The organism is Flagellimonas sp. 2504JD4-2, from assembly GCF_053642935.1.
Genome location: NZ_JBSIOV010000002.1, coordinates 775,297 through 795,943, shown reverse-complemented (window position 1 = coordinate 795,943; position 20,647 = coordinate 775,297). Strand labels below are relative to the sequence as shown.

The window sequence follows — 20,647 nt, the reverse complement described above, 5'->3', positions numbered from 1 at the left end:
AACTTTATTATTTTTTAGGACCTCTTTTTGGTTTTGGTGCTTTTTCAAACTCTTCTTCGGTCAAGAGACCGTCTTCATTCAGATCAATTTTATCAAAATGCTTCTCCAATGGACCTTTAGCTTCCTCTTTTGAGATTTTTCCATCTTCATTTTCGTCCATCTTTTCCAAAAGTTTTTCGAAGGAGGGAGGACCTTTGCGATCACCGGTTTTGTCCTGTTTTTGTGCAGATAGGTTGCAAAAGGATAAGATTCCTATTATCCCTAAATAAATACCAAGCTTCATGGTTTTGTTCGTCATAGTTCAATTGTTTTACATTTTAATTTTAGATGCAGGTATTCTGAAAAACTTGTGCAGTAGGCCCCCTTTTTTCCATCGTTATTAAAAAACCTTCTAAATTGCATTAAGATTAACCACACAATTTATTGGAAGACAAGCAGTTTTTAGCAGATCTTAAAAATCACAAACAGTCAGCATATAGCAGGCTGTTGGATGAGTATCAGACCAAGGTCTTCAACACCTGCATTTCATTTGTTCCCAATAAGGAGGACGCCGAGGATATTGCCCAAGAAGTTTTTGTTGAGGTATATAATTCCATTCACAAGTTCAAGGGAAATTCCAAGCTTTCTACCTGGATTTACAGAGTTTCGGTAAACAAGAGTTTGGAATTTATTCGAAAGAAAAGTGCCAAAAAGCGCTTTGGGTTTATGCAATCCATAACAGGAGGAGATGTTCCAATGGACAAGACCTCATATTTTACGGAGTTTAATCATCCGGGGATTCAATTGGAAAACAAAGAGCAGAGCGAAATGCTTTTCAATGCGATAAACAAATTGCCTGAGGGTCAAAAAGTAGTTTTTACACTGCATAAAATAGATGGTCTAAGTTATAAGGAAGTCAGTGAGATTACAGAAAAAAGTGTCTCTTCGGTAGAGTCATTGATGTTTAGGGCGAAGAAGAATTTACGCGATATTTTAACGGTTTTTTATAAAAATGAACAATAGACTGCAAGGTTGTACAAAAAAGTGCATCTAATTAATATAATATTAACAATCATGGATGGTAAAAAAATTACGCAGCAAAAAATAGAAGAGGTTTTGGAGTCAGCTTCCCAAATTGAAGCTGTAAACACCTCTCCATTTTTCAAGGACAAGGTACTTCACCGTTTGGCCAACACAGAGGAAGTTGAAGAATCCTCTGCTTTATTGGGATGGTTTACTCCTAGATATCAGGCAGCCGTCTTGATACTTTTTGTAATTTTAAATGTCGTGGCCATCTACTCATATCGTTCTTCAAATCAACAGGAGCAAATAACCACTTTTGCTGAAGCTTTTGGTCTTTCAAATTCGGAAAACCAATCAATCTTAAATTAGGGGCGAATGAAAAAGAATATACTCCTTGCAACCTTGTTGATTTTTTTAATGGTAATGAATAGTGTTCTTCTCTTTCTGATTTTGGACAAAGAAGAACCAGACCAAAGAAAAGGTCCTCCAAGCGGGTTTATTTCAAGTCAACTTGGGTTTGACCCCGGACAGCAATCCGAATTCATCGAAATTGATAGAATTCACCATCTTAAGATGAGAGAGATTGGCCATCGTACCAGAAACCTAAAGGAATATCTCTTTTCCAAAATCAACGATGCGGATTTTACCGATAAAAAATTGGACTCCATTAGCGATTTGATTGGAAGTTTGAATGCAGCTAAAGAAAAGGAAGTCTTTAACTACTTTAAACAAATTGAGAGTATTTGTAATAAAGACCAAAAAGTACAACTGGAAACCATTATTCAAAGGGCTTTAAGGCACAGACCTGGCCCTCCAGGTCCTCATGGCCCACCAGGTCCAGGTCATATGGGTCCTCCTCCGCCACATTAGCGTACAAAATCGGCTAACCACCGCAAGTTTTTCGGCATACCTGCATCTAAACAATGTAGGCTCAATAATTCATGCCTTGTGCTATGTTTAGGCAATGAATGGAGCAGATTATCATGTTTTTGATTGATGATTAGATTTTTAGGTTATTGGAAACCCAGGGACGTAAGTTCTTGGGTTTTTTTAACCCCTTTTGAGGTCATTGCGCAAGTTTTTTTTGCATAACACATCTAAATAATAAGAATCAAAAAACAAAGTCGCTTAGGTGCAGAAATTTTTACTCATAAACTTAATTAAATACTTGTTTTATGAGAGAACTACGCCCTTACATGACCTTCCCTACGACTCTGTTTTTTCTATTTTTTATCGCAAGCAGTTGTTCTAGTGAGTTTGAACCTTTAGATGACAATTCCAATTCAGATGATGATTTTGTTGATATCCCAGCTGATGAAGAATTGGTGACATTGCTTGATGAAGCTACCAACGGAATAGGATACGCCTTCTTTATCCTGCCCAATGAAACAGACTATTCCAATATTCCACAAGACCCTTTAAACCCGATAACAGTTGCCAAGGTAGCGTTGGGGCAATTGCTGGTCCATGAAACGGCCACGGGTGGTGACCCAAAGATTGAATCTGCAGAGAGCACTTATTCATGTGCCAGTTGTCACCCAGTGGCCTCCGGCTTCTTTTCTGGACTACGGCAAGGCATTGGTGAAGGCGGTATGGGTTTTGGTCTCGCAGGAGAAGGTAGGGTCATTATGCCTTCTGATGTTTTTCCAAGGGATTCTTTGGATGTGCTGCCCATTAAAGTACCTACCATACTGAACGTTGCCTATCAAGAGGTGATGTTGTGGAATGGAGCGTTGGGGGGAGCAGGCATCAATGCACCGTTTGTGAATACCGGAACCAATGCCGAAGATTTACCAGACAATCTTTTAGGTTTTGAAGGTTTGGAAGTGCAGGGAATGACCGGGCAAACGGTACACAGATTGAAAATTGATGAGGAATTTGTTGATAAATTTGGCTATCGCGACCTTTTTGATGCTGCATTTCCCGACCTACCGGAAGAGGAGCGGTATTCAAGGATTACCGGTGGCTTGGCCATAGCAGCTTTTAATCGAACAGTGTTGGCCAACCAATCCCCATGGCAGAATTGGCTCAAAGGCGACGAAGAGGCGATGACAGCGCAACAGTTGGAAGGCGCAAAGATTTTTTTCGATAAAGGAAAATGTTATGAGTGCCATACAGGACCGGCCTTAAAATCGAATGAGTTCCATGCTTTTGGAATGGGGGATTTTGACCCGAGTGAAACCATCATTCTTGACAGAAGAGGTTTTAAAAAAGATGTAAAAAGAGGTCGTGGTGCTTTTACGGAACGCGAAGAAGACGAGTATAAATTCAAAGTACCTACGCTTTATAATTTAAGGGATAACCCGTCTTACGGACATGGAGGAACATTTACTACAATCCGAGAGGTAGTTGAGTATAAAAATAACGGTAGAAAACAAAATGACAGGGTTCCAGATAGTCAGCTGGCTGAACAATTCGGCAATTTAGATTTAACGGATGCAGAGATAACACAATTGGTTGATTTTTTGGAAAATGCATTGCACGATCCCAATCTGGTGCGCTATGTTCCAGATGCGGTTTTATCAGGCAATTGCATCCCTAATAATGATGAACAATCTAAACTGGATCTGGGTTGTGAATAAAAGATAGAGTTTTTTGGTTGCCCATATTTTTGGGATTGTTCGATTGGAAGGCCCAAGTATAATTTGTACTTGGGTTTTCTTTTGGGAAAAACTGCTCAATACTTACTACAGCCGACACATTGTGCTAGTTTTTAAGGGATAATATCGGTATTTGCCTTAACTTACTGTTGTAATGAGCATTAAAATTGTTCGACCTAAAACCTAATTCAACTAACTCTAAACACTGAACCAAGAATGTCACAAAAGCTTATTGAGATTGCCAAAGTTTCCAACCTTGAAGAAAAAATTCCCGCCTACGCCCTTGTCAAAAACACAGATTTAGTAATTGTAAAACATGAGACCGGTATTTCTGTTTTGTACGGTCGATGTCATCATCGAGGAGCCCTTTTAGCCGATGGTCACATCGATGGGCATAATTTGATTTGTGGTGTCCATGGATGGGATTATCGTTACGACACGGGAGTGAGCGAATACAATAACGATGAGCAGCTACATAAGTTCCAGGAACATATTGATGGTGATTCGCTTCAGATTGATGAGAATGAGGTAGCTGCGTTCGAAAAAGAACATCCACAACCATTTGATAGAGATGCCTATTTGGGCACCTATGCCGATACACATCCTGAAGAGACGGAACCGTACACCGGCTACATCAGGGAATTGGCCAGAAATGGACTAAAAAACTTGGGCCATCATGGATTCTCGGCTTCAATGGGAGTGGACCGAAATACATTACCTAAATGGAGTGATATACAATTTTTGCCCGCCCAATTGGCAAGCAGACCCTTGTTGGACCATGAGGAAGTGGCCACCAAAGTGACCATTGGTCCCAAGGCCAAAAAGCCTTTGGTATTGGATATTCCACTTTTTGTGAGTGATATGAGTTTTGGTGCTTTGTCCCGGGAGGCTAAAATTGCTTTGTCCAAAGGTGCAGAGATGGCCGGAACCGGAATTTGCTCCGGGGAAGGGGGAATGTTGCCCGACGAACAAAAGAACAACTCAAGATACTTCTACGAACTCGCTTCCGCCCAGTTTGGGTTTTCATGGGATAAGTTGGACAATGTCCAAGCTTTTCATTTTAAGGGAGGACAGGGAGCTAAAACTGGCACAGGAGGACATCTACCTGGGAATAAGGTAAGCAAGGAGATTGCAGAAGTCCGGGGGTTAAAAGAAGGGCAAACGGCAATTAGCCCGGCAACTTTCCCAGATTTTCATGGTGTCGAAGACTTCAAGTCCTTTGCAGAACAAGTAAGGGAGCGAACAGGAGGAATACCCATAGGCTTTAAAATTGCAGCGAGCCATATCGAAAAGGATATCCAATTTGCGTTGGATGTCGGTGTGGATTATATCATTTTGGATGGAAGGGGGGGAGGAACCGGTTCAGCGCCCACCATTCTTCGAGATAACATTAATGTACCTACCATTCCCGCCTTGGCAAGGGCAAGGAAATACCTTGATAAAGTTGGGGCTGCGGATGTCACCTTGGTAATTACCGGAGGACTTCGGATTGCTGAAGACTTTTCAAAGGCAATGATGCTGGGAGCAGATGCGATTGCAGTCTCAAATTCAGCCATTCAAGCTGTTGGATGTTTGGGGATGAGGGCTTGTGGAACAAACAATTGTCCGGTGGGTATTGCAACACAAAAAGAAAACTTGCGCAGCAGATTGATAATTGAATCCTCAGCCAAACAGTTGTATAACTTTTTCACTGCTACCAATGATTTGATCAAGGTGGTTGCACGTTCATGCGGATACGATGATATATCCAAATTTAATCATGATGACCTTTCAACCTTCAACAAGGAAATGCACGACCTCACAGGAATCAATTATGCAGGAATTCGCTAAACCATAATCATGTTTCAGATTTTCACAGGCATAGTTGCACTTTCCTCACTGCTCAGCTTTATCAACAAAAAGTTGTTGAAGTTGCCCGAAACCATAGGGGTAATGCTACTGGCCATAGTTGCTTCCTTGGCCATAGGAACTTTGGACTTTATTGACCATGATGCATTTGTCAGCGTGTGTTCCGTTATTGATGAAATTGATTTTAGGACCATCCTTTTTGACTTTTTACTGAGTTTTTTGCTGTTTGCTGGGTCAATTCATGTGAACTTGCACAAACTGTTGGAAGAGAAAGGCCCCGTATTGATTTATGCCTCTTTGGGGGTATTGATTTCAACTTTTTTGATAGGCTCTCTGTTCTATTTCACGGTTGGACTATTTGGTATGCACATAGATTATGTGTATTGCCTAGTTTTTGGCGCTCTAATTTCTCCTACCGACCCGATAGCGGTTTTGGCGCTGCTGAAAAAAGCCGGTGCACCAAAGGATATGGAAATAAAAATTGTTGGGGAATCCCTTTTCAACGATGGGGTTGGAATTGTGGTATTCATATCGCTGTTGTCCATTGCCACAATGACGGGCGGACATGGCGTGGAACCCTCACATATATTCTTGGAGTTTGCCCAAGAAGCCTTTGGAGGTATCGCACTTGGATTCGCGTTGGGTTATGTTGGAAGGCTTTTTCTTAAGAAAATCTACGAAGCACCCATCATTGCCGTACATATTTCAATAGCCCTGGTTATGGGGGGATACTGGCTGGCCTCCATGATTCATGTTTCCGGAGCTCTGGCCATGGTGGTCATGGGATTAATGATAGGGGATTATCTGCATAAGTCCTGTCAAAGTGAACCACTTAAAGAAAATATGAATGTCTTTTGGAAAGTATTGGACGAGATTTTGAATGCCATTCTCTTTGTACTGATCGGACTTGAGATAGTAAGTCTCAATTTTCATCCAGATTATCTGATTGCAGGATTGGTGGCAATTCCGATAGTATTATTTTCCAGATATATTTCTGTGTTTGTCTCCAACATATTTTTTAGAAAAGAACACCGCAGCAATACAAAGAAAGTGGCCGTATTGACCTGGGCAGGCCTGAGAGGTGGAATTTCCATTGCCTTGGCGCTGACATTACCTGAAGGAGAGTTTAGGGAAGCGCTGATATTCGTGACCTACTGTGTGGTTGTATTCTCGATACTGGTTCAGGGACTTACGATAGACAAGGTGGTGGTAAAACTGCTTAAAAACTAATGAATTAACTTGAAAAAACACTAACGATGGCAGCTGAAAAGAAAAAAGTTTGGCACAAAGTGCTCGAAAATAAAAGCGAACTTCCAGAAGGTAGGGTCAAAACAGTAACGGCGGCCCATAAAGGAATTTGTTTGACGCATTTTGAAGGTAAGTTTTCCGCTTTGGATAATAGATGTCCGCACCAAGGAGGTCCATTGGGCGAGGGCTCCATTGAAAATGGGATGCTTCGCTGTCCATGGCATGGATGGGATTTTCATCCTTGCACCGGACTTCCTCCAGGAGGATATGATGATGGGATTGAGACGTTTGAAGTCAAGGAAGAAGGTGATGCCATTTATGTTGGACTTGAAGATGAACAACCGCATGAAACCACAGTGTCTGATATCATGGCTGAGACCATGGTAAATTGGGGAGTGACCAAGGTTTTTGGAATGGTCGGACATTCCAATCTTGGGTTTGCCGATGCCATGCGACGTCAAGAAGAACAAGGAAAATTGAATTTTTATGGGATTCGGCACGAGGGCGCAGCAGCTTTTGCAGCTTCAGCATACGGAAAATTGACCGGGAAACCGGCGGCCTGTTTTTCCATTGCCGGACCAGGAGCCACCAACATGTTTACAGGAATGTGGGATGCAAAAGTAGACCGCGCTCCTTTGTTGGCCCTCACAGGTCAGGTAGCGACCCAGGTAGTTGGAACCGGGAATTTTCAGGAAGTGGATTTGGTACAGGCTTTTGGGAGTGTAGCGGAGTTCAACCATCGGGTACAGAGCGATAGTAGACATGGAGAGTTGATGTCGCTTGCCGTGAAGCATGCCATCTTAAAACGGGATGTTTCCCATTTAACCTTCCCCGATGAGGTGCAGGAACGAAAAGCAAAACCTGGGGCAAGAGCAAAAACCTCGGAAAAACGAATTACCTCTATGGAAATTGCACCTCCAAAAGAAGCTCTTAACGATGCCGTAAAACTGATTAAAAAATCAAAACGACCTGTAATTATCATGGGGCACGGGGCCAGGGCCCATAAAAAAAGCGTCGTAAAATTTGCCGAGAGCTTGAACGCCTGTGTAGTAACTACGTTTAAGGGGAAAGGACTTATTCCGGATAATCATCCTTTGGGGGGAGGAGTTTTAGGCCGAAGCGGAACACCGATTGCTTCGTGGTTTATGAACGAATCGGATTTGTTGATCGTGTTTGGAGCCTCTTTCTCCAACCATACTGGAATTACTCCTAAAAAACCAATTATTCAGGTTGATTTTGACCCATTGGCCTTGAGTAAGTTCCATAAGGTTGAGGTTGCTGTTTGGGGTGAGATATCCAGAACCTTGGAGTTGTTTCAAAGCGAATTAAAGCATAACGTGAATACGGTTGATCAAACCCAGGAAATTGCGGATCGGTGGAAAATATGGAAGGCTGAAAAGGCAAAAAGATTGTTGGAAACCTCCGATAATGGGGTAAGTTCCATTGCCGTTTTCGAAGCGATGAACAAATTAACTCCGGAAGATGCAGTGATGTGTGTGGATGTAGGTAATAATGCTTACTCCTTCGGTCGCTATTTTGAATCCAAAAAGCACGACTTTTTAATGTCGGGATATTTGGGATCTATTGGTTTCGCCCTTCCGGCATCAATAGGCGCGTGGACCGCAGTTGGGGATTCAAGGCCCGTTGTTGCGGTGGCTGGTGATGGAGGATTATGTCAGTATTTGGCTGAAATCACCACTTTGGTCAAGTACAATATGCCTGTGAAGCTTATCGTATTGAACAACCATGAGTTGGGGAAAATATCCAAAGAGCAAAGAGCTGGAGAGTTCGATGTATGGAAAACATCACTTTCCAATCCCAACTTTGCTGAATTTGCGCAATCGTGCGGCGCTTGGGGAAAAAGAATTGAAAACCACGAAAATTTGGAGTCCGGGATGAAAGAACTTTTTGCCCAAAAAGGACCAGCGGTCTTGGAAGTAATAGCGGACGTAAACCTAATTTGATATGGAAACCGTTATCATGGTTTTTTTGGCACTGCTGGGCATCTATTTTGGACTGGGATTACTGTTTGGACTCTATTTCATCTTCTTTGGGGCTTCAAAAATTGATCCATTGATGGCTGACACTAAAAAAGTTGTCAGAGTATTATTGTTTCCCGGAGTAGTGGCCACATGGCCCTTTCTGATTGGGAAATTGTTTAAAACCAAAACCTCAAACTGATGGATGCAGGCTTACGTAAAAGGCATAAATACATTTGGTTGTTGTTGGCCGTTGTACTTCCCATTTTGTTGGTTATGGTCATAAAGGATTTAGATTTTAATCCAACAGAAAGACCTAGTAATACATCGGAAATAGCGGCAAATTCCATCAAGCAGGTAGAACATGATGTGATGGATATGGCAATCGTAAAAAATACTGATGCCTATGTGCTGCAGTTAAACCTAAAACAACCTCTAAAAAGTGCTTCCTCGGTGGTTTATGGATTGTCTGGAAATGAAGGGGAAAATCAAGCCATAGGGCAAATAGATGGGGTTGGTTCCTATACCTTTCGATTAAATGGTGAGATTCAGGGAATCATTATAAAAGACGTAATCAAAAATCAAGAAATTCTAAAACTGGAATTCTAATGGGATTGGATTATAGATTGGTGCTCTGGAACAAGCACAAAAAGACCTACGATAAGACCATAGCCCTTGGAATGCTATCGTATTTGGTGCTTTTTGTGGTTTTGACGCTGTTATTGAATCCCGAAACAACGGCAGAAACTATGATCATAAGGGCGTTTGGCTCTCTGGCAGTGTTGATGCTTCATATAATTTTGATAATCGGGCCTTTGTGTAGATTAAATCCACAGTTTTTGCCCATCTTATACAATCGACGCCATCTTGGCGTAAGTATGTTTTTGGCTGCATTGGTACATGGCGCTTTTTCGATCATACAGTTTCACACCTTGGGAGATGTAACCCCTTTTTATGCCATCTTTACCTCCAACATGGATTATGGCTCCTTGGCCAATTTTCCCTTTCAGGTTTTGGGTTTTCTGGCTTTGTTGATTCTGTTTTATATGGCCTCGACGAGTCATGATTTCTTTTTGAAAAATCTGTCACCAAAAATTTGGAAAGGCCTTCATATGATGGTGTATCTGGCCTACGGGCTCATCATTATGCATGTTTTTCTTGGCGCATTCCAGCAGGAAACATCCCCATTCACCATCGGAATAATAATTGCCGGCTTTGTTTCGGTGACAAGCCTGCATTTGGTTGCCGCTTTTAAAGAGTCCAAGATTGACAGATTTAAATCGGAAAAGGACACTGATGGTTGGCTGAAGGTATGCGAGGTGAATGAAATTCCGGATGACCGTGCCAAAATTTTTACAGTGGGGAAAGAACGGGTGGCCATTTTTAAATACGATGGAAAACTTTCGGCTATTCACAATGTGTGCAAACATCAAGGTGGACCTTTGGGAGAAGGTAAAATTGTGGATGGATGTATAACCTGTCCATGGCATGGCTATCACTATTTGCCCCATAACGGACAATCTCCGCCTCCGTTCACGGAAAAAGTAGCTACATATGAATTGCAATTGGATGGAGAGACCATTTACATCAATCCTAATGGATTTGAAGAAGGAACCGAAGTTGAACCTATAAGCTGTTGAATATGGAGAAGAAAGATGAGTTTTATATCGGTTATGTTGATGTTGTGGGTGAAGGGACAAAAAAAACAATAAGGCGGTTTGTGTTCATAACTATAGGGTCCTTGTTGCTGGGTGCAGTTTTGTTTGGAATATTTCAAAGACCAGCCGCCAATAGCGCCTTCGATTTTAATGCTCCGACAAAGGTTTCCGGTACCTATCAAGAAGCTCCATATCCGATGTTACATGTAAAATTGGACAAGGACAACTACAAGAATGTTATTTTGCTTGGATTCGGAAAATTGGGGGCAAATAAATATTTGGATGATATCAGGAACAAGGAGGGCACCCTTAACGGCAAACATTTGACCATTGAGGGAAATCTGATCTATTACAATGGGAAGACCTTGCTCGAAATTGATGACAGCCAAAAAATAAGCTTGACGCATTCAAAAATCAAAGATTATATGCTTCCCGAAGTAAAGGGAAATCAAACGGTCACCGGCGAAATAGTGGACCCCAAATGCTATTTTGGCGTTATGAAACCAGGATACGGAAAAATCCATCGTAGTTGCGCTGCGCTTTGTATTTCTGGCGGAATTCCCCCGGTACTGGTCACTTCGGACAATAATGCCATTTCAGAGCATTTTTTATTGACAGATTTGAAAGGAAATCCAATCCACAAAGACATACTTCCCTATATAGGCCAGCCTTCACTGCTCAGCGGTGAGGTGGAAAAATTGGGAGATTGGTATACCATGCGTATTGATGTTTCCCAGATTAAAAAATTGGATAAGGAATCGTCAATTTATTAGAATGAAAAAAGTTGCTATTGTATTGTTTTTAATACTGGGAGCCACAACTTATGCCCAATCCGTTGATTACAACACAAAAAGAGGATACGCTGCAAATGGATATGATGTAGTTGCTTATTTTGATGGAAAGCCTTCAGAAGGCAGTAAGGAAATAAGCACGGAATATGATGGGGTCAACTATAAATTTTCATCCCAAGAAAATAAGGATAAGTTCGCCGCCAATCCATCGAAATATGTGCCGCAATATGGAGGATATTGCGCCTATGCAGTGGCCAAATCAGGCAAAAAAGTAAGCATCAACCCTGAAACATTCGAGATACGGGATGGAAAATTGTATCTGTTCTACAATTCAGGACGTACCAACACTTTACAACTCTGGACTAACGAATCACCCAAAGAACTTCAAGATAAAGCAGACAAAAACTGGGAAAAAATAAAAAATAAGTAGTTCTTTAGTCTTTACAATGAACAAGTACGCTAAGATTGGTTTTTCGGGATTGCTTGTAAGTTTTTTGGGTGCGTTGCCCCTTGGAACTTTGAACATCACCGCTTTTGATATTGCAGCCTCACAAAGCTTGGTTTCGGCCATGTGGTTTGCAGCTGCCGTAGTCCTGGTGGAACTGATTGTGGTCAGGCTTACCTTATTTGGAAATGAAAGATTGCAATTTGGCGAAAAGCTATCGTACTATCTTATCCCTTTTGGGATAATATTGCTGCTTTATTTGGCGATCAAAAGTTTTATGGCTTCCTCCCAGATTTCAGAAATGGGGTCGAGCGTACATCTGCTTCCCCAGATCAGTTCTGCATTCGTTTTGGGCTTCTTGTTAAGTGCCCTGAATCCGCTTCACATTCCTTTTTGGATGACGTGGAACAAAGTACTGGCCTCAAAAGGGATATTGGAAACCTCAAAAAAATCATATTCACTTTATATTCTTGGAATAGGCGTAGGGTCCTTAATGGGACTTGGACTTTTCATATTTGCAGGGAAATACATATTTACAAATTATGAAAGCTATAGTATGCTGACCAATTTATTGATGGGTCTGTTGTACCTTGGTTTTTCTATCTATCTCATGTTCTTGTTGGTCAAAAAACGCCTAAAACTTAAAACACCTTAACTGTCATGTTCAAATCTTCAATAGATACTATTGAGCAATTCAAAGAAATTTTATTGCAACTCCCGGAGGACTGCTATGCAAATTCGTGCGAAGCACTTTTCAATGCTTCCATAGGCCAACACACCAGACATATTATTGAGCTGTATCAGTGTCTGATCAATGGTTATGACAGTGCTGATGTGTCCTACGACAGACGCGAAAGGGACAGGAGAATAGAACAGGACGTTCATTTTGCCATAGAACAGCTGCAATCCATTCAAACCAATTTGGAACGACCTAATAAGATGGTGAACGTTACCTACGAACTTGGGGGTGTCGAGACGTGTCTTGAATCGAACTATTACCGTGAGGTCATGTACAATTTGGAGCATACCATTCACCATCACGCCCTGATCAAAGTAGGGATAAACCATTTTACCACAATCGAATTACCGGAATCTTTCGGAGTGGCTCCATCAACAATGCAACACAGGGAAGTATGTGCACAGTAAGTTTTATTTCCAGAAATAACGGCTATTTCATCACCTCAAATCGGGATGAGCATATTTCGCGTCCAAATGCATTTGAGCCAAGAGAGGAGATCATAAATTCGGTCAAAGTACTTTTTCCAAAAGACCCCAAAGCCGGAGGTACATGGTTTGCCCTCAATGAGTATGGTGCAGTGGCTGTATTATTGAATGGTGCCTTTGTAAGGCATCAATCCATCGGCGATTATGCCAAAAGTAGGGGAATGGTATTGTTGGAAGTCATAAGTGCTCCCAACCCCAAGCTATTTATTGAAGAAATGGATTTGCATAATATCGAACCGTTTACCTTGGTGTTGTTCGATGGATCGACATTGATTGAACTTCGTTGGGACGGGACACAAAAATATTTTAAACCTTTGAGCAAAACCGAGGATTACATATGGTCATCGGTAACCTTGTATGATCATGAGGCTATCGAGCGGAGAAATTCCCATTTCGCGGATTTTGTCAATACAGATAAGAATATTACGGCTTCTGATGTTGTTGATTTTCATTCCAACAACCATGATGACTATGAGAATGGATTTATTATCGATAGGAAAACCGGATTAAAGACCTTTAGTGTTACACAAGTGATTCTTGGCGGAGAGGAATCTGCATTGAAGCATTTCGACTTATTGAATGATAAAAAATACACCATTCCTTTTTCACCCAATCAGCTTACGATATGAGTACCTGGAGATTAAAATGGCATAAATTGACACATTGGGAGTATTGGCCCCTTTGGGCGATATACTACCCGCTGTTTCCAGTTTGGCTGTTTTACTCGATTAAAGCACGTTCTTTCTTCTTTTTTAATGCCGCTAACCCTACCATGAAAAATGGAGGCATGGCCATGGAATCCAAAATGGAGATTTACAAGATGATTCCGCAAGAACATATCCCCCAGACGGTATTTATTTCAAGAGAAGAACGACCAGAAGTAGCTTTGGAGAAAGTATTGGAAGCAGGGATTACTTTTCCTTTCATAGCAAAACCAGATATTGGGATGAAGGCCTTTGGAGTGGATAAAATTCATAACAAAGACGAGTTCAAGCACTATTTCTCAAAGACTCCGGAGGATTTTCTAGTGCAAGAACTCATACCATACACCCAGGAAGTCGGGATTTTCTATGTTAGAAAGCCCGGAGAGACCAAGGGAAAGATCACGGGCATTGTTTCCAAAAAGTTTCTTTCGGTCATGGGTGATGGAAAAAGCTCTATTCTTGACCTGATAAAAAGGGACCCCAGAAGTCATCTGCAATTAAAGGCGCTGAAAAAAAAGTTTGGTTTCAAGCTGAACCAGGTGTTGGATGAGGGAAGGGAGTTTATTTTGGTCCCTTTTGGAAGCCACACCAGAGGAGCAAAATTTATCGACGATACCCATAGATTGAATGAGGGGCTGTTCAAGACCATCGATGATATCTGCTCCAAAATAGACGGATTTCATTATGGCAGGTTGGATGTGCTGCACAATTCCTTGGAAGATCTTTCCAAAGGAAAAAACTTCAGTATTATTGAAATCAACGGTGCAGGTGGAGAGGCCACACACATCTATGACCCAAAACACTCGCTGTTTTTTGCATGGAAAGAGATAACCCGACATTGGGGCATGCTCAACGAGATCAGTATCATAAACCATAAAAAAGGGCATTCCTATTTGAGCTTTAAGGATGGAAGGGCAATGCTACGGGCCAATGGCGAATTGGAAGCCCAATTAAAAATCATATAGTATGAAAACACAACTCGGTTTGTTTTGTTTGCTGCTGTTCTTACTGGGCAATAAAACATCCTGGGCCCAGGATTCGTCTGCGCATTATCCGGTCTATTTGGGAGTTTCTGTGCAAGTATACCCGGCCGGAATAATCCCAACCATCAACTTGGACCATGCTATTTCTGAAAAATCTTCTGTATTGTTGAGATTGGGCGGAAATTTTGTGGACCGTAAGGATTTTAGTGATGTGAATGTTACCGAAGAAGGAGAAGGATTCGGAGGCTCTATTGGGTACCGGAGGCATTTCCCATCAGGAAAAGGGAAATTTATCGCGGGCCTTAATTTAGATGTTTGGAGTTTGAACATTGATTGGACCGATATAGGCCCAGCCGATGCTCCCATTTCGGGAAGTACGTACACCTTGGTACTACAGCCTTGGTTGGAGGGAGGCTATTTTCTTCCCATTAAAAATACACGCTCCCAACTTGGGTTGACCCTTGGTTTTGGCAGGGAAATCAATGCGATTACCAGTGGAGAAGAAGTGGAACAAGGGTTTATAGGAAGTGTTTCCCTGCAGTATCAGTTTTCGCTTTAACCAGCGTACGCCTTAAACGCTTCTTGAAAAAATTGGACGGTTGTACTTTCTGAAACGTTGTATGCGCTTAAAACCCCTCCTTTAAAGCCATCATTTTTCCATTCCCCTTGAGTAAGACCATCAAGTTCAGATGTATCAATACCGTCATGTCCTCGGTAGCCGCTGATATAAAAATAGTGCTCATTGATCATACTATCCGGAATAGCCAGACCCATACCGATGGATTTACCGGAACCATCGTCCAACACAACAAAAGCCCCTGTATCAAAGTGATGGGGCCAAATTCGGATGTCGGATGCCAAATTTTCTTTTTGCAAGAAGGATTTCAACGCATTTTGCGATAGCGTTCGTAGGTGAACTAGGTCTTGTAATTCACCATCCGCAGGAAGACTAAATTTGAAATTGTCACCCGCAGTATAGGGCAAGTCATAGTGTAAATCGTAGGTATACGGCTTTTGCAGTTTTGATTCCTTAACCATTTGCGAGATCCATTCTACAGTTTCGGCATGCGATTTACCTTCGAGCGCTAGTGACTCATTTTTATCTTTTGAGGCCCACTTTAACGAAAAGGTGTCATATTGAAAAGCTAGGTAAGTGCCTTCCGAATCCAAGTCCCAAGTCCTGAGTGTTCGGTCTTCGGCAAAAAATCCAACATTGGTATGACTATCATCTGATTTTGCTTCTAAAAAACTCTTGCCTGCTGTTGCCAAATATTGGGATGCCAAATGTACCTGCGCTAATGTGTCCATACTATCAGTGTATGGAATCTTAGTCGTGTCAAATACAATTGATTACAAAAAGGAAATCAGGATCTTACTTTAGCTTACTTTTTAAGAATGGCATTCATAATTATGGGTGCATGGATCCGAGAATTCTCGATAAACCATTTGTGGGTTTCCATACCTCCACAGATAACACCAGCTAAAAATAAGCCATCGATGTTGGTTTCCATAGTATCCGGATTGTATTGCGGAAGTCGTTTGTCATCCTCGGAAAGTTCGATGCCCAGTTTTTCCAAGAATTCAAAATTCGGCATATAGCCCGTTAGGGCCAATACAAAATCATTTTCCAAGCTCACTTCTCCTTCCGGAGTATCAATTATGAGCTCTGTTGGCCTAATTTCCTTGACGTTTGAATTATAATACGCCTTTATACTTCCTTCCTCAATACGATTGATAATATCTGGTCTCACCCAATATTTCACACGTTGCCCTACCTCCGGACCTCGAATGATCAAAGTGACTTCCGAGCCTTTACGCCAACATTCCAGGGCAGCATCAATAGCTGAGTTACTAGCCCCAATAACGGCCAATTTCTGACTCGCGTAAAAGTGGGGATCCTTATAATAGTGGGATACTTTGGGTAAATCCTCCCCGGGGACATTGATTTTATTGGGTAGATCGTAGAATCCAGTAGCTACGATAATATTTTTGGCAGCGTACTGTCCTTTGTTCGTAGTAATGGAGAACAACTGGGATTGCTTTTGTACTTCCAGCACTTTTTCAAAAAGATGAATGTTAAGTTGGTTGGAGGTCACAATCCTGCGGTAGTACTCCAAAGCTTCATTACGTTTTGGCTTGGCCTCTTTACTGATAAAGGGGATGTCATCTATTTCCAATCGTTCAGAAGAGGAGAAAAATTGCATGTTGATGGGATAGTTGAACAGCGAGTTCACTATCGGTCCTTTTTCAACAATTATATAGGAAAGTCCTCTTTTTTTGGCCTCAAGACCACAAGCAATGCCGATTGGCCCACCTCCTATGATCAGTACATCAAATTCCTGCATCAAGCAATCGTTTCTTTTAGATTTTTGATGGTTTCCGTGGGATTTTCACTTTTAAAGACAAAGCTTCCGGCTACTAAAACATCCGCTCCTGCATCCACCAATTTTTTAGCATTGGTAGCATTTACCCCACCATCAATTTCAATAAGTGCGTTAGAATTTTTCCTTTCAATGATATTTTTTAAATCCGATACCTTTTGATACGTATTCTCAATAAAGGACTGTCCTCCGAATCCGGGGTTTACGCTCATCATACAGACCAAATCGATATCTTGGATGGTGTCTTCCAAGAGATTCACGGAGGTATGTGGATTCAATGCCACTCCAGCCTTCATACCTTCAGCCTTTATGGCTTGCAAGGTTCTGTGCAAATGCGTGCAGGCTTCATAATGTACGGTAAGGTTGTCAGACCCCAAATCAGCAAAGGTTTTGATGTATCGATCAGGGTCAACGATCATTAAATGGACATCCAAAGTTTTTTTGGCGTGTTCGGCGATAGCTTTTATCACAGGCATTCCAAAGGAAATGTTAGGTACAAAAACACCATCCATAATATCCAAATGAAACCAGTCGGCTTCACTTTGATTGACCATTTCCACATCACGTTGAATATTGGCGAAATCTGCTGCCAACAGGGAAGGAGCTACTAATTTTGAATTCATTTGCGCTTTATATGCATACAAAAATAAGCAAATGCGCAAGAAGCTTACCTGTGCTTAAAGAAGGACCTCCCTATTCATGACTCCCATAATAAAGAAAATGGAAACAGAAAGGATCAAACAACAAATCGCTGCGGTTACATTAGCAGGTATGGAAAACTCTTTTTTAAGATTGTAAACAATTGTTTTCATTGGGAACTATTTTGGCCCAAAGTTTTGAAAACCTGAGACTTCGGCATAAATCACTCGATAAAGGCAAAAAAGTTGGGTTAAATGGCAGATGAAGCAGTTTTGGTCGAAAAAAGAGGTCATTTAGCCAGTTTTTTTATCGGTAATTCATGCATTTTAGGCTTGATTTTCCCAATTTCTTAACAGAGATGTGATCGATCAATGCCTATCTTACTTTTTGGACGGGAATAATTGAAACGTTCAGACACTAATAACATGAAAACCTTGGTACGATTTCTAGGTATTTTGATTTTCTTCTGTATGTTCACTAGTTGTGGACAGGAAAAGACCACATCACCCAGGAAAGATTTGAAAGGAATATTCAAGATGGCACAAAAATCACCCAATATCCATAGTTTTTTAGCTAGCCATAAGGGAGAATTGGTGGTTGAAAAATATTATACCAACTATGAAAAAGATACTCTGGATGATATTAGATCGGGAACCAAGAGCATAATGACCACATTGGTCGGAATAGCAATTGATAAGGGATACATTGAAAGTGTCAATGACGCTATTTCGAAATATCTGGAAGTTCCTAAGGACAAATCCGAAATTACTATTGCGCATCTTATGTCCATGCAAAGCGGTATTCAATGGAACGAAAACTCCAGTCCGGACGACCGGACGTTGATGATTCGTTCCGGAAATCCCAAAGAATATATTCTATCCAAGCAGGTAACTTCAAAACCGGGCACTTTTTGGACCTATAATTCTGGAGATACTCATCTACTTTCCATTGTGCTAACTGAGGCCACAGGGATGAGTACCTTGGAATTTGCCGAAAAACATCTGTTTGGTCCCCTAGCGATCGAAAAGGTTGGATGGAAAAAATTTGGTGATGGTTATCATCCTGGTGATTCCAGACTCGAAGTGAGTCCCAGAGATTTGGTAAAACTGGGGGAGATGGTAGCTCATGAAGGTGAATATAGGGGGCGCAGGATTGTCTCCAAACAATTTTTGGAGGATGCAGCCCAATTTCATTACACCCATGCGAACGCAAGTGAGAAGTCAGGTTATGGTTATGGCTGGTGGGTGACCGACCATAACAAAAAACGAGTTATGATGGCCTTGGGTTATGGAGGGCAAATGATCGGTATTGTTCCAGATGAAGATTTAGTGGTTGTGGTTACCCATTTTTGGAACGTCAATGCAAATGATGCTACCAACCAACAAAAAAATGCACAACAATTGGCCATAACGCTTTGGGATTGGATCAGAAGTACTAGGGAATAGTCTCTTAAAAATCCTTTGTGTCAAATTATTAGTAAACCAAGAGCAGTAAGTGGTTGTTAGCTAGGCTTACCTTAAGATTGTAGAAAATCCATACTATTTTTAAGGGTTATCTCTAATGGAATTTAAATTTAACTTATTAAATTACAAGTAATTAGCTCCCCCTTTATTCTGATGCCTTGATTTTTGGACGTTTTGGTTTCTGATGCACAACTTTTAGTGAGTTATCTAGTCATTTAACCGTCATAGGGCAATATGTTACTAAAAGGAACAATCCCGTTGTGATTGGTCCTAAGGCTGTTGTGATTGATGAGAACCCTCAAATAATCGGAATTACAATAAACTCCTTGCAAGGCAGCTTGGTTGAAGGCAATTAATCGATATTAAGTAGAATTCAATTCAAATTCGTATGGGTGCAAATATGATTTATTTAGGAAGCTGTGATTTGGGAAAAATTCCTCCCAACACAAAGGAACATTTGGCTCCGTATCACAATCTGGGAGTGCTCAAGGGAACAAAGTCTTTCCGAGATGAGGATCGTAGCAAATGGCGAAGATTTCGGGAGATTTCTGGAAATGATGTTACCGAACTTCAGCAATTTCTTTTTAAGGCCGGTTTTATGCCCCGTGGGGTAATTGATGGCATCTTTGACTATGTGACCCAAGCGTCTACTCGACTGTTTCAAGAGTATGTTCGAACCATGGAAGGTGTTGAAAAAATGGTTCCTGATGGGATTGTCGGCAAGGGCACATGGAGTCATATTGATCGGTGGAAAAGAGAAGGAAAGGTTTCCGATTGGGGAAAGAGTTCTTCAGAAAAACCCACTGATGAATATGTGCAATGGATGGATATGTTCAAAGCTGCAAAAGCCCATTATGTGGACAGGAACGACCCAATTCTATCGCAAGTAGATGCTTTTCAAGGAAAAAGTGACACCGTAAAGGCCGTAAATTGGACCATCGACAAAAAGGAAATCCACCTGATTGGGATTCGCAGAAATTTTGATAAGAAATCAAACCGCAGGGACAACGACGATCTGTTTATTTTGTTGATCAACGGATTGGTTTTCAAATTTTGGGGCTCCACAGATCCAAGCCAGCATATGGCCAGCAGAAAGGATGAGGCCTTTTTGGTGGAAGGGCAGCATAAATATCGATTTGGTTGGCATAAAATATCGTCGGAAGCTAAAGTATATCGTGCCTTAAGACCTTTTAGCAACGGCGTGTTGGTATTTCGTGATCGTGATGATGACAATGCCTTAACCCAAGAAGATTTAAAAGAAGGTTTGGATCAACGACCCAATCCCACAATCAATATCCATTGGTCCGGTATAGGAAGCTCCAATTGGTCAGCAGGATGCCAAGTTCTTGTGGGTAAAAGCTATATCAATCATTTGGGCAACGTAATCGATTGTTCCAAATTCGCAGCAACAAGCTATAGCCAGTTAAACGACTCCAAAAAGAAAACCAAGGGAGCCTATAATGTTTGTGCCGATTTAATTTTGAGTTATGCCCCGAAGGAGGTGAAACATGTTTATTATACACTTGGACGGGATGAAAACCTTGATATTGAAGGAGGTTTTGGGGCTTCGTACACTCAAGACCTTTTAAAATTACTTAAGTAAGATGAAGATTGAACACATTTTAGCTTTTATGATAAAGTAGGGTCGTGAACAGAATTCAACGAAGGTATAATCAAAATAA

24 protein-coding genes are annotated in these 20,647 nt (G+C 41.3%); 19 read left to right on the top strand and 5 right to left on the bottom strand.

The genetic code is table 11. The features are described from left to right. Positions 1 to 7 precede the first annotated feature (7 nt). A complete protein-coding gene (locus ACULLH_RS10245; protein ID WP_454088651.1) occupies positions 8 to 298 on the bottom strand; it encodes an EF-hand domain-containing protein in 291 nt (96 codons plus the stop codon). Positions 299 to 423: 125 nt separating this feature from the next. On the opposite strand from ACULLH_RS10245, the gene ACULLH_RS10240 reads away from it, so the two are divergent. The 17 genes from ACULLH_RS10240 (at position 424) to ACULLH_RS10160 (ending at position 15,041) form a co-directional block, all read left to right on the top strand. Beyond that, entirely contained in the window at positions 424 to 1,002 is a 579-nt protein-coding gene (locus tag ACULLH_RS10240) for an RNA polymerase sigma factor (RefSeq protein ID WP_454088650.1), read from the top strand. A gap of 51 nt (positions 1,003 to 1,053) precedes the next feature. Then, positions 1,054 to 1,371, top strand: a complete 318-nt coding sequence (locus ACULLH_RS10235; protein WP_454088649.1) for a hypothetical protein — start codon at positions 1,054 to 1,056, stop codon at positions 1,369 to 1,371. Between the two features lie 6 nt (positions 1,372 to 1,377). Next, positions 1,378 to 1,872, top strand: coding sequence for a hypothetical protein (locus ACULLH_RS10230; RefSeq protein ID WP_454088648.1), 495 nt, complete (start codon positions 1,378 to 1,380; stop codon positions 1,870 to 1,872). 305 nt (positions 1,873 to 2,177) lie between these two features. After that, the gene (locus ACULLH_RS10225; RefSeq protein ID WP_454088647.1) at positions 2,178 to 3,584 is read left to right on the top strand and encodes a cytochrome-c peroxidase; all 1,407 of its coding nucleotides are present in this window, start codon (positions 2,178 to 2,180) and stop codon (positions 3,582 to 3,584) included. A 234-nt stretch (positions 3,585 to 3,818) separates the two neighbouring features. Continuing rightward, positions 3,819 to 5,432 (top strand): glutamate synthase-related protein, encoded by a 1,614-nt coding sequence (locus ACULLH_RS10220; RefSeq protein ID WP_454088646.1) that lies wholly within the window; start codon positions 3,819 to 3,821, stop codon positions 5,430 to 5,432. 9 nt (positions 5,433 to 5,441) lie between these two features. Beyond that, positions 5,442 to 6,680, top strand: a complete 1,239-nt coding sequence (locus ACULLH_RS10215; protein ID WP_454088645.1) for a cation:proton antiporter — start codon at positions 5,442 to 5,444, stop codon at positions 6,678 to 6,680. 26 nt (positions 6,681 to 6,706) lie between these two features. Beyond that, entirely contained in the window at positions 6,707 to 8,662 is a 1,956-nt protein-coding gene (locus tag ACULLH_RS10210) for a thiamine pyrophosphate-binding protein (protein ID WP_454088644.1), read from the top strand. 1 nt (position 8,663) lies between these two features. Beyond that, positions 8,664 to 8,879: a hypothetical protein gene (locus ACULLH_RS10205; RefSeq protein ID WP_454088643.1), complete on the top strand. Its 216-nt coding sequence runs from the start codon at positions 8,664 to 8,666 to the stop codon at positions 8,877 to 8,879. Continuing rightward, positions 8,879 to 9,286 carry a hypothetical protein gene (locus tag ACULLH_RS10200; RefSeq protein ID WP_454088642.1) on the top strand — a complete coding sequence of 136 codons (408 nt, stop codon included), beginning with the start codon at positions 8,879 to 8,881 and terminating at the stop codon, positions 9,284 to 9,286. The genes ACULLH_RS10205 and ACULLH_RS10200 overlap by 1 nt, the downstream gene beginning before the upstream one ends. Continuing rightward, positions 9,286 to 10,317 (top strand): Rieske 2Fe-2S domain-containing protein, encoded by a 1,032-nt coding sequence (locus ACULLH_RS10195; RefSeq protein WP_454088641.1) that lies wholly within the window; start codon positions 9,286 to 9,288, stop codon positions 10,315 to 10,317. Before ACULLH_RS10200 ends, ACULLH_RS10195 begins: the two co-directional genes overlap by 1 nt. A gap of 2 nt (positions 10,318 to 10,319) precedes the next feature. Then, a complete protein-coding gene (locus ACULLH_RS10190) occupies positions 10,320 to 11,108 on the top strand; it encodes a hypothetical protein (RefSeq protein WP_454088640.1) in 789 nt (262 codons plus the stop codon). A 1-nt stretch (position 11,109) separates the two neighbouring features. Beyond that, on the top strand, positions 11,110 to 11,556 hold the full coding sequence (locus ACULLH_RS10185) for a YHS domain-containing (seleno)protein (protein WP_454088639.1): 447 nt from the start codon (positions 11,110 to 11,112) through the stop codon (positions 11,554 to 11,556). 16 nt (positions 11,557 to 11,572) lie between these two features. Continuing rightward, positions 11,573 to 12,226, top strand: a complete 654-nt coding sequence (locus tag ACULLH_RS10180) for a LysE family transporter (RefSeq protein ID WP_454088638.1) — start codon at positions 11,573 to 11,575, stop codon at positions 12,224 to 12,226. A 5-nt stretch (positions 12,227 to 12,231) separates the two neighbouring features. Beyond that, positions 12,232 to 12,717, top strand: a complete 486-nt coding sequence (locus tag ACULLH_RS10175) for a DinB family protein (protein ID WP_454088637.1) — start codon at positions 12,232 to 12,234, stop codon at positions 12,715 to 12,717. Further along, positions 12,705 to 13,424, top strand: coding sequence for an NRDE family protein (locus tag ACULLH_RS10170; protein ID WP_454088636.1), 720 nt, complete (start codon positions 12,705 to 12,707; stop codon positions 13,422 to 13,424). Before ACULLH_RS10175 ends, ACULLH_RS10170 begins: the two co-directional genes overlap by 13 nt. Further along, positions 13,421 to 14,464 carry a D-alanine--D-alanine ligase gene (locus ACULLH_RS10165; RefSeq protein ID WP_454088635.1) on the top strand — a complete coding sequence of 348 codons (1,044 nt, stop codon included), beginning with the start codon at positions 13,421 to 13,423 and terminating at the stop codon, positions 14,462 to 14,464. Before ACULLH_RS10170 ends, ACULLH_RS10165 begins: the two co-directional genes overlap by 4 nt. Before the next feature lies 1 nt (position 14,465). Continuing rightward, positions 14,466 to 15,041 carry a hypothetical protein gene (locus ACULLH_RS10160; protein WP_454088634.1) on the top strand — a complete coding sequence of 192 codons (576 nt, stop codon included), beginning with the start codon at positions 14,466 to 14,468 and terminating at the stop codon, positions 15,039 to 15,041. On the opposite strand, the gene ACULLH_RS10155 is transcribed toward ACULLH_RS10160, so the two are convergent. The 4 genes from ACULLH_RS10155 to ACULLH_RS10140 form a co-directional block, all read right to left on the bottom strand. Further along, positions 15,038 to 15,790 (bottom strand): hypothetical protein, encoded by a 753-nt coding sequence (locus tag ACULLH_RS10155; RefSeq protein ID WP_454088633.1) that lies wholly within the window; start codon positions 15,788 to 15,790, stop codon positions 15,038 to 15,040. The genes ACULLH_RS10160 and ACULLH_RS10155 overlap by 4 nt on opposite strands. 74 nt (positions 15,791 to 15,864) lie before the next feature. Beyond that, entirely contained in the window at positions 15,865 to 16,827 is a 963-nt protein-coding gene (locus ACULLH_RS10150) for a YpdA family putative bacillithiol disulfide reductase (protein WP_454088632.1), read from the bottom strand. Then, complete coding sequence (gene rpe, locus ACULLH_RS10145; RefSeq protein ID WP_454088631.1) at positions 16,827 to 17,486, bottom strand: ribulose-phosphate 3-epimerase; 660 nt, start codon at positions 17,484 to 17,486, stop codon at positions 16,827 to 16,829. The genes ACULLH_RS10150 and rpe overlap by 1 nt, the downstream gene beginning before the upstream one ends. Positions 17,487 to 17,540: 54 nt before the next feature. Further along, positions 17,541 to 17,675, bottom strand: a complete 135-nt coding sequence (locus ACULLH_RS10140) for a hypothetical protein (protein WP_454088630.1) — start codon at positions 17,673 to 17,675, stop codon at positions 17,541 to 17,543. Between the two features lie 252 nt (positions 17,676 to 17,927). Here ACULLH_RS10140 and ACULLH_RS10135 point away from each other — a divergent pair, with 252 nt between their 5' ends. Further along, positions 17,928 to 18,947 carry a serine hydrolase domain-containing protein gene (locus tag ACULLH_RS10135; RefSeq protein ID WP_454088629.1) on the top strand — a complete coding sequence of 340 codons (1,020 nt, stop codon included), beginning with the start codon at positions 17,928 to 17,930 and terminating at the stop codon, positions 18,945 to 18,947. Between the two features lie 406 nt (positions 18,948 to 19,353). Then, complete coding sequence (locus ACULLH_RS10130; protein WP_454088628.1) at positions 19,354 to 20,568, top strand: peptidoglycan-binding domain-containing protein; 1,215 nt, start codon at positions 19,354 to 19,356, stop codon at positions 20,566 to 20,568. Positions 20,569 to 20,647 lie beyond the last annotated feature (79 nt).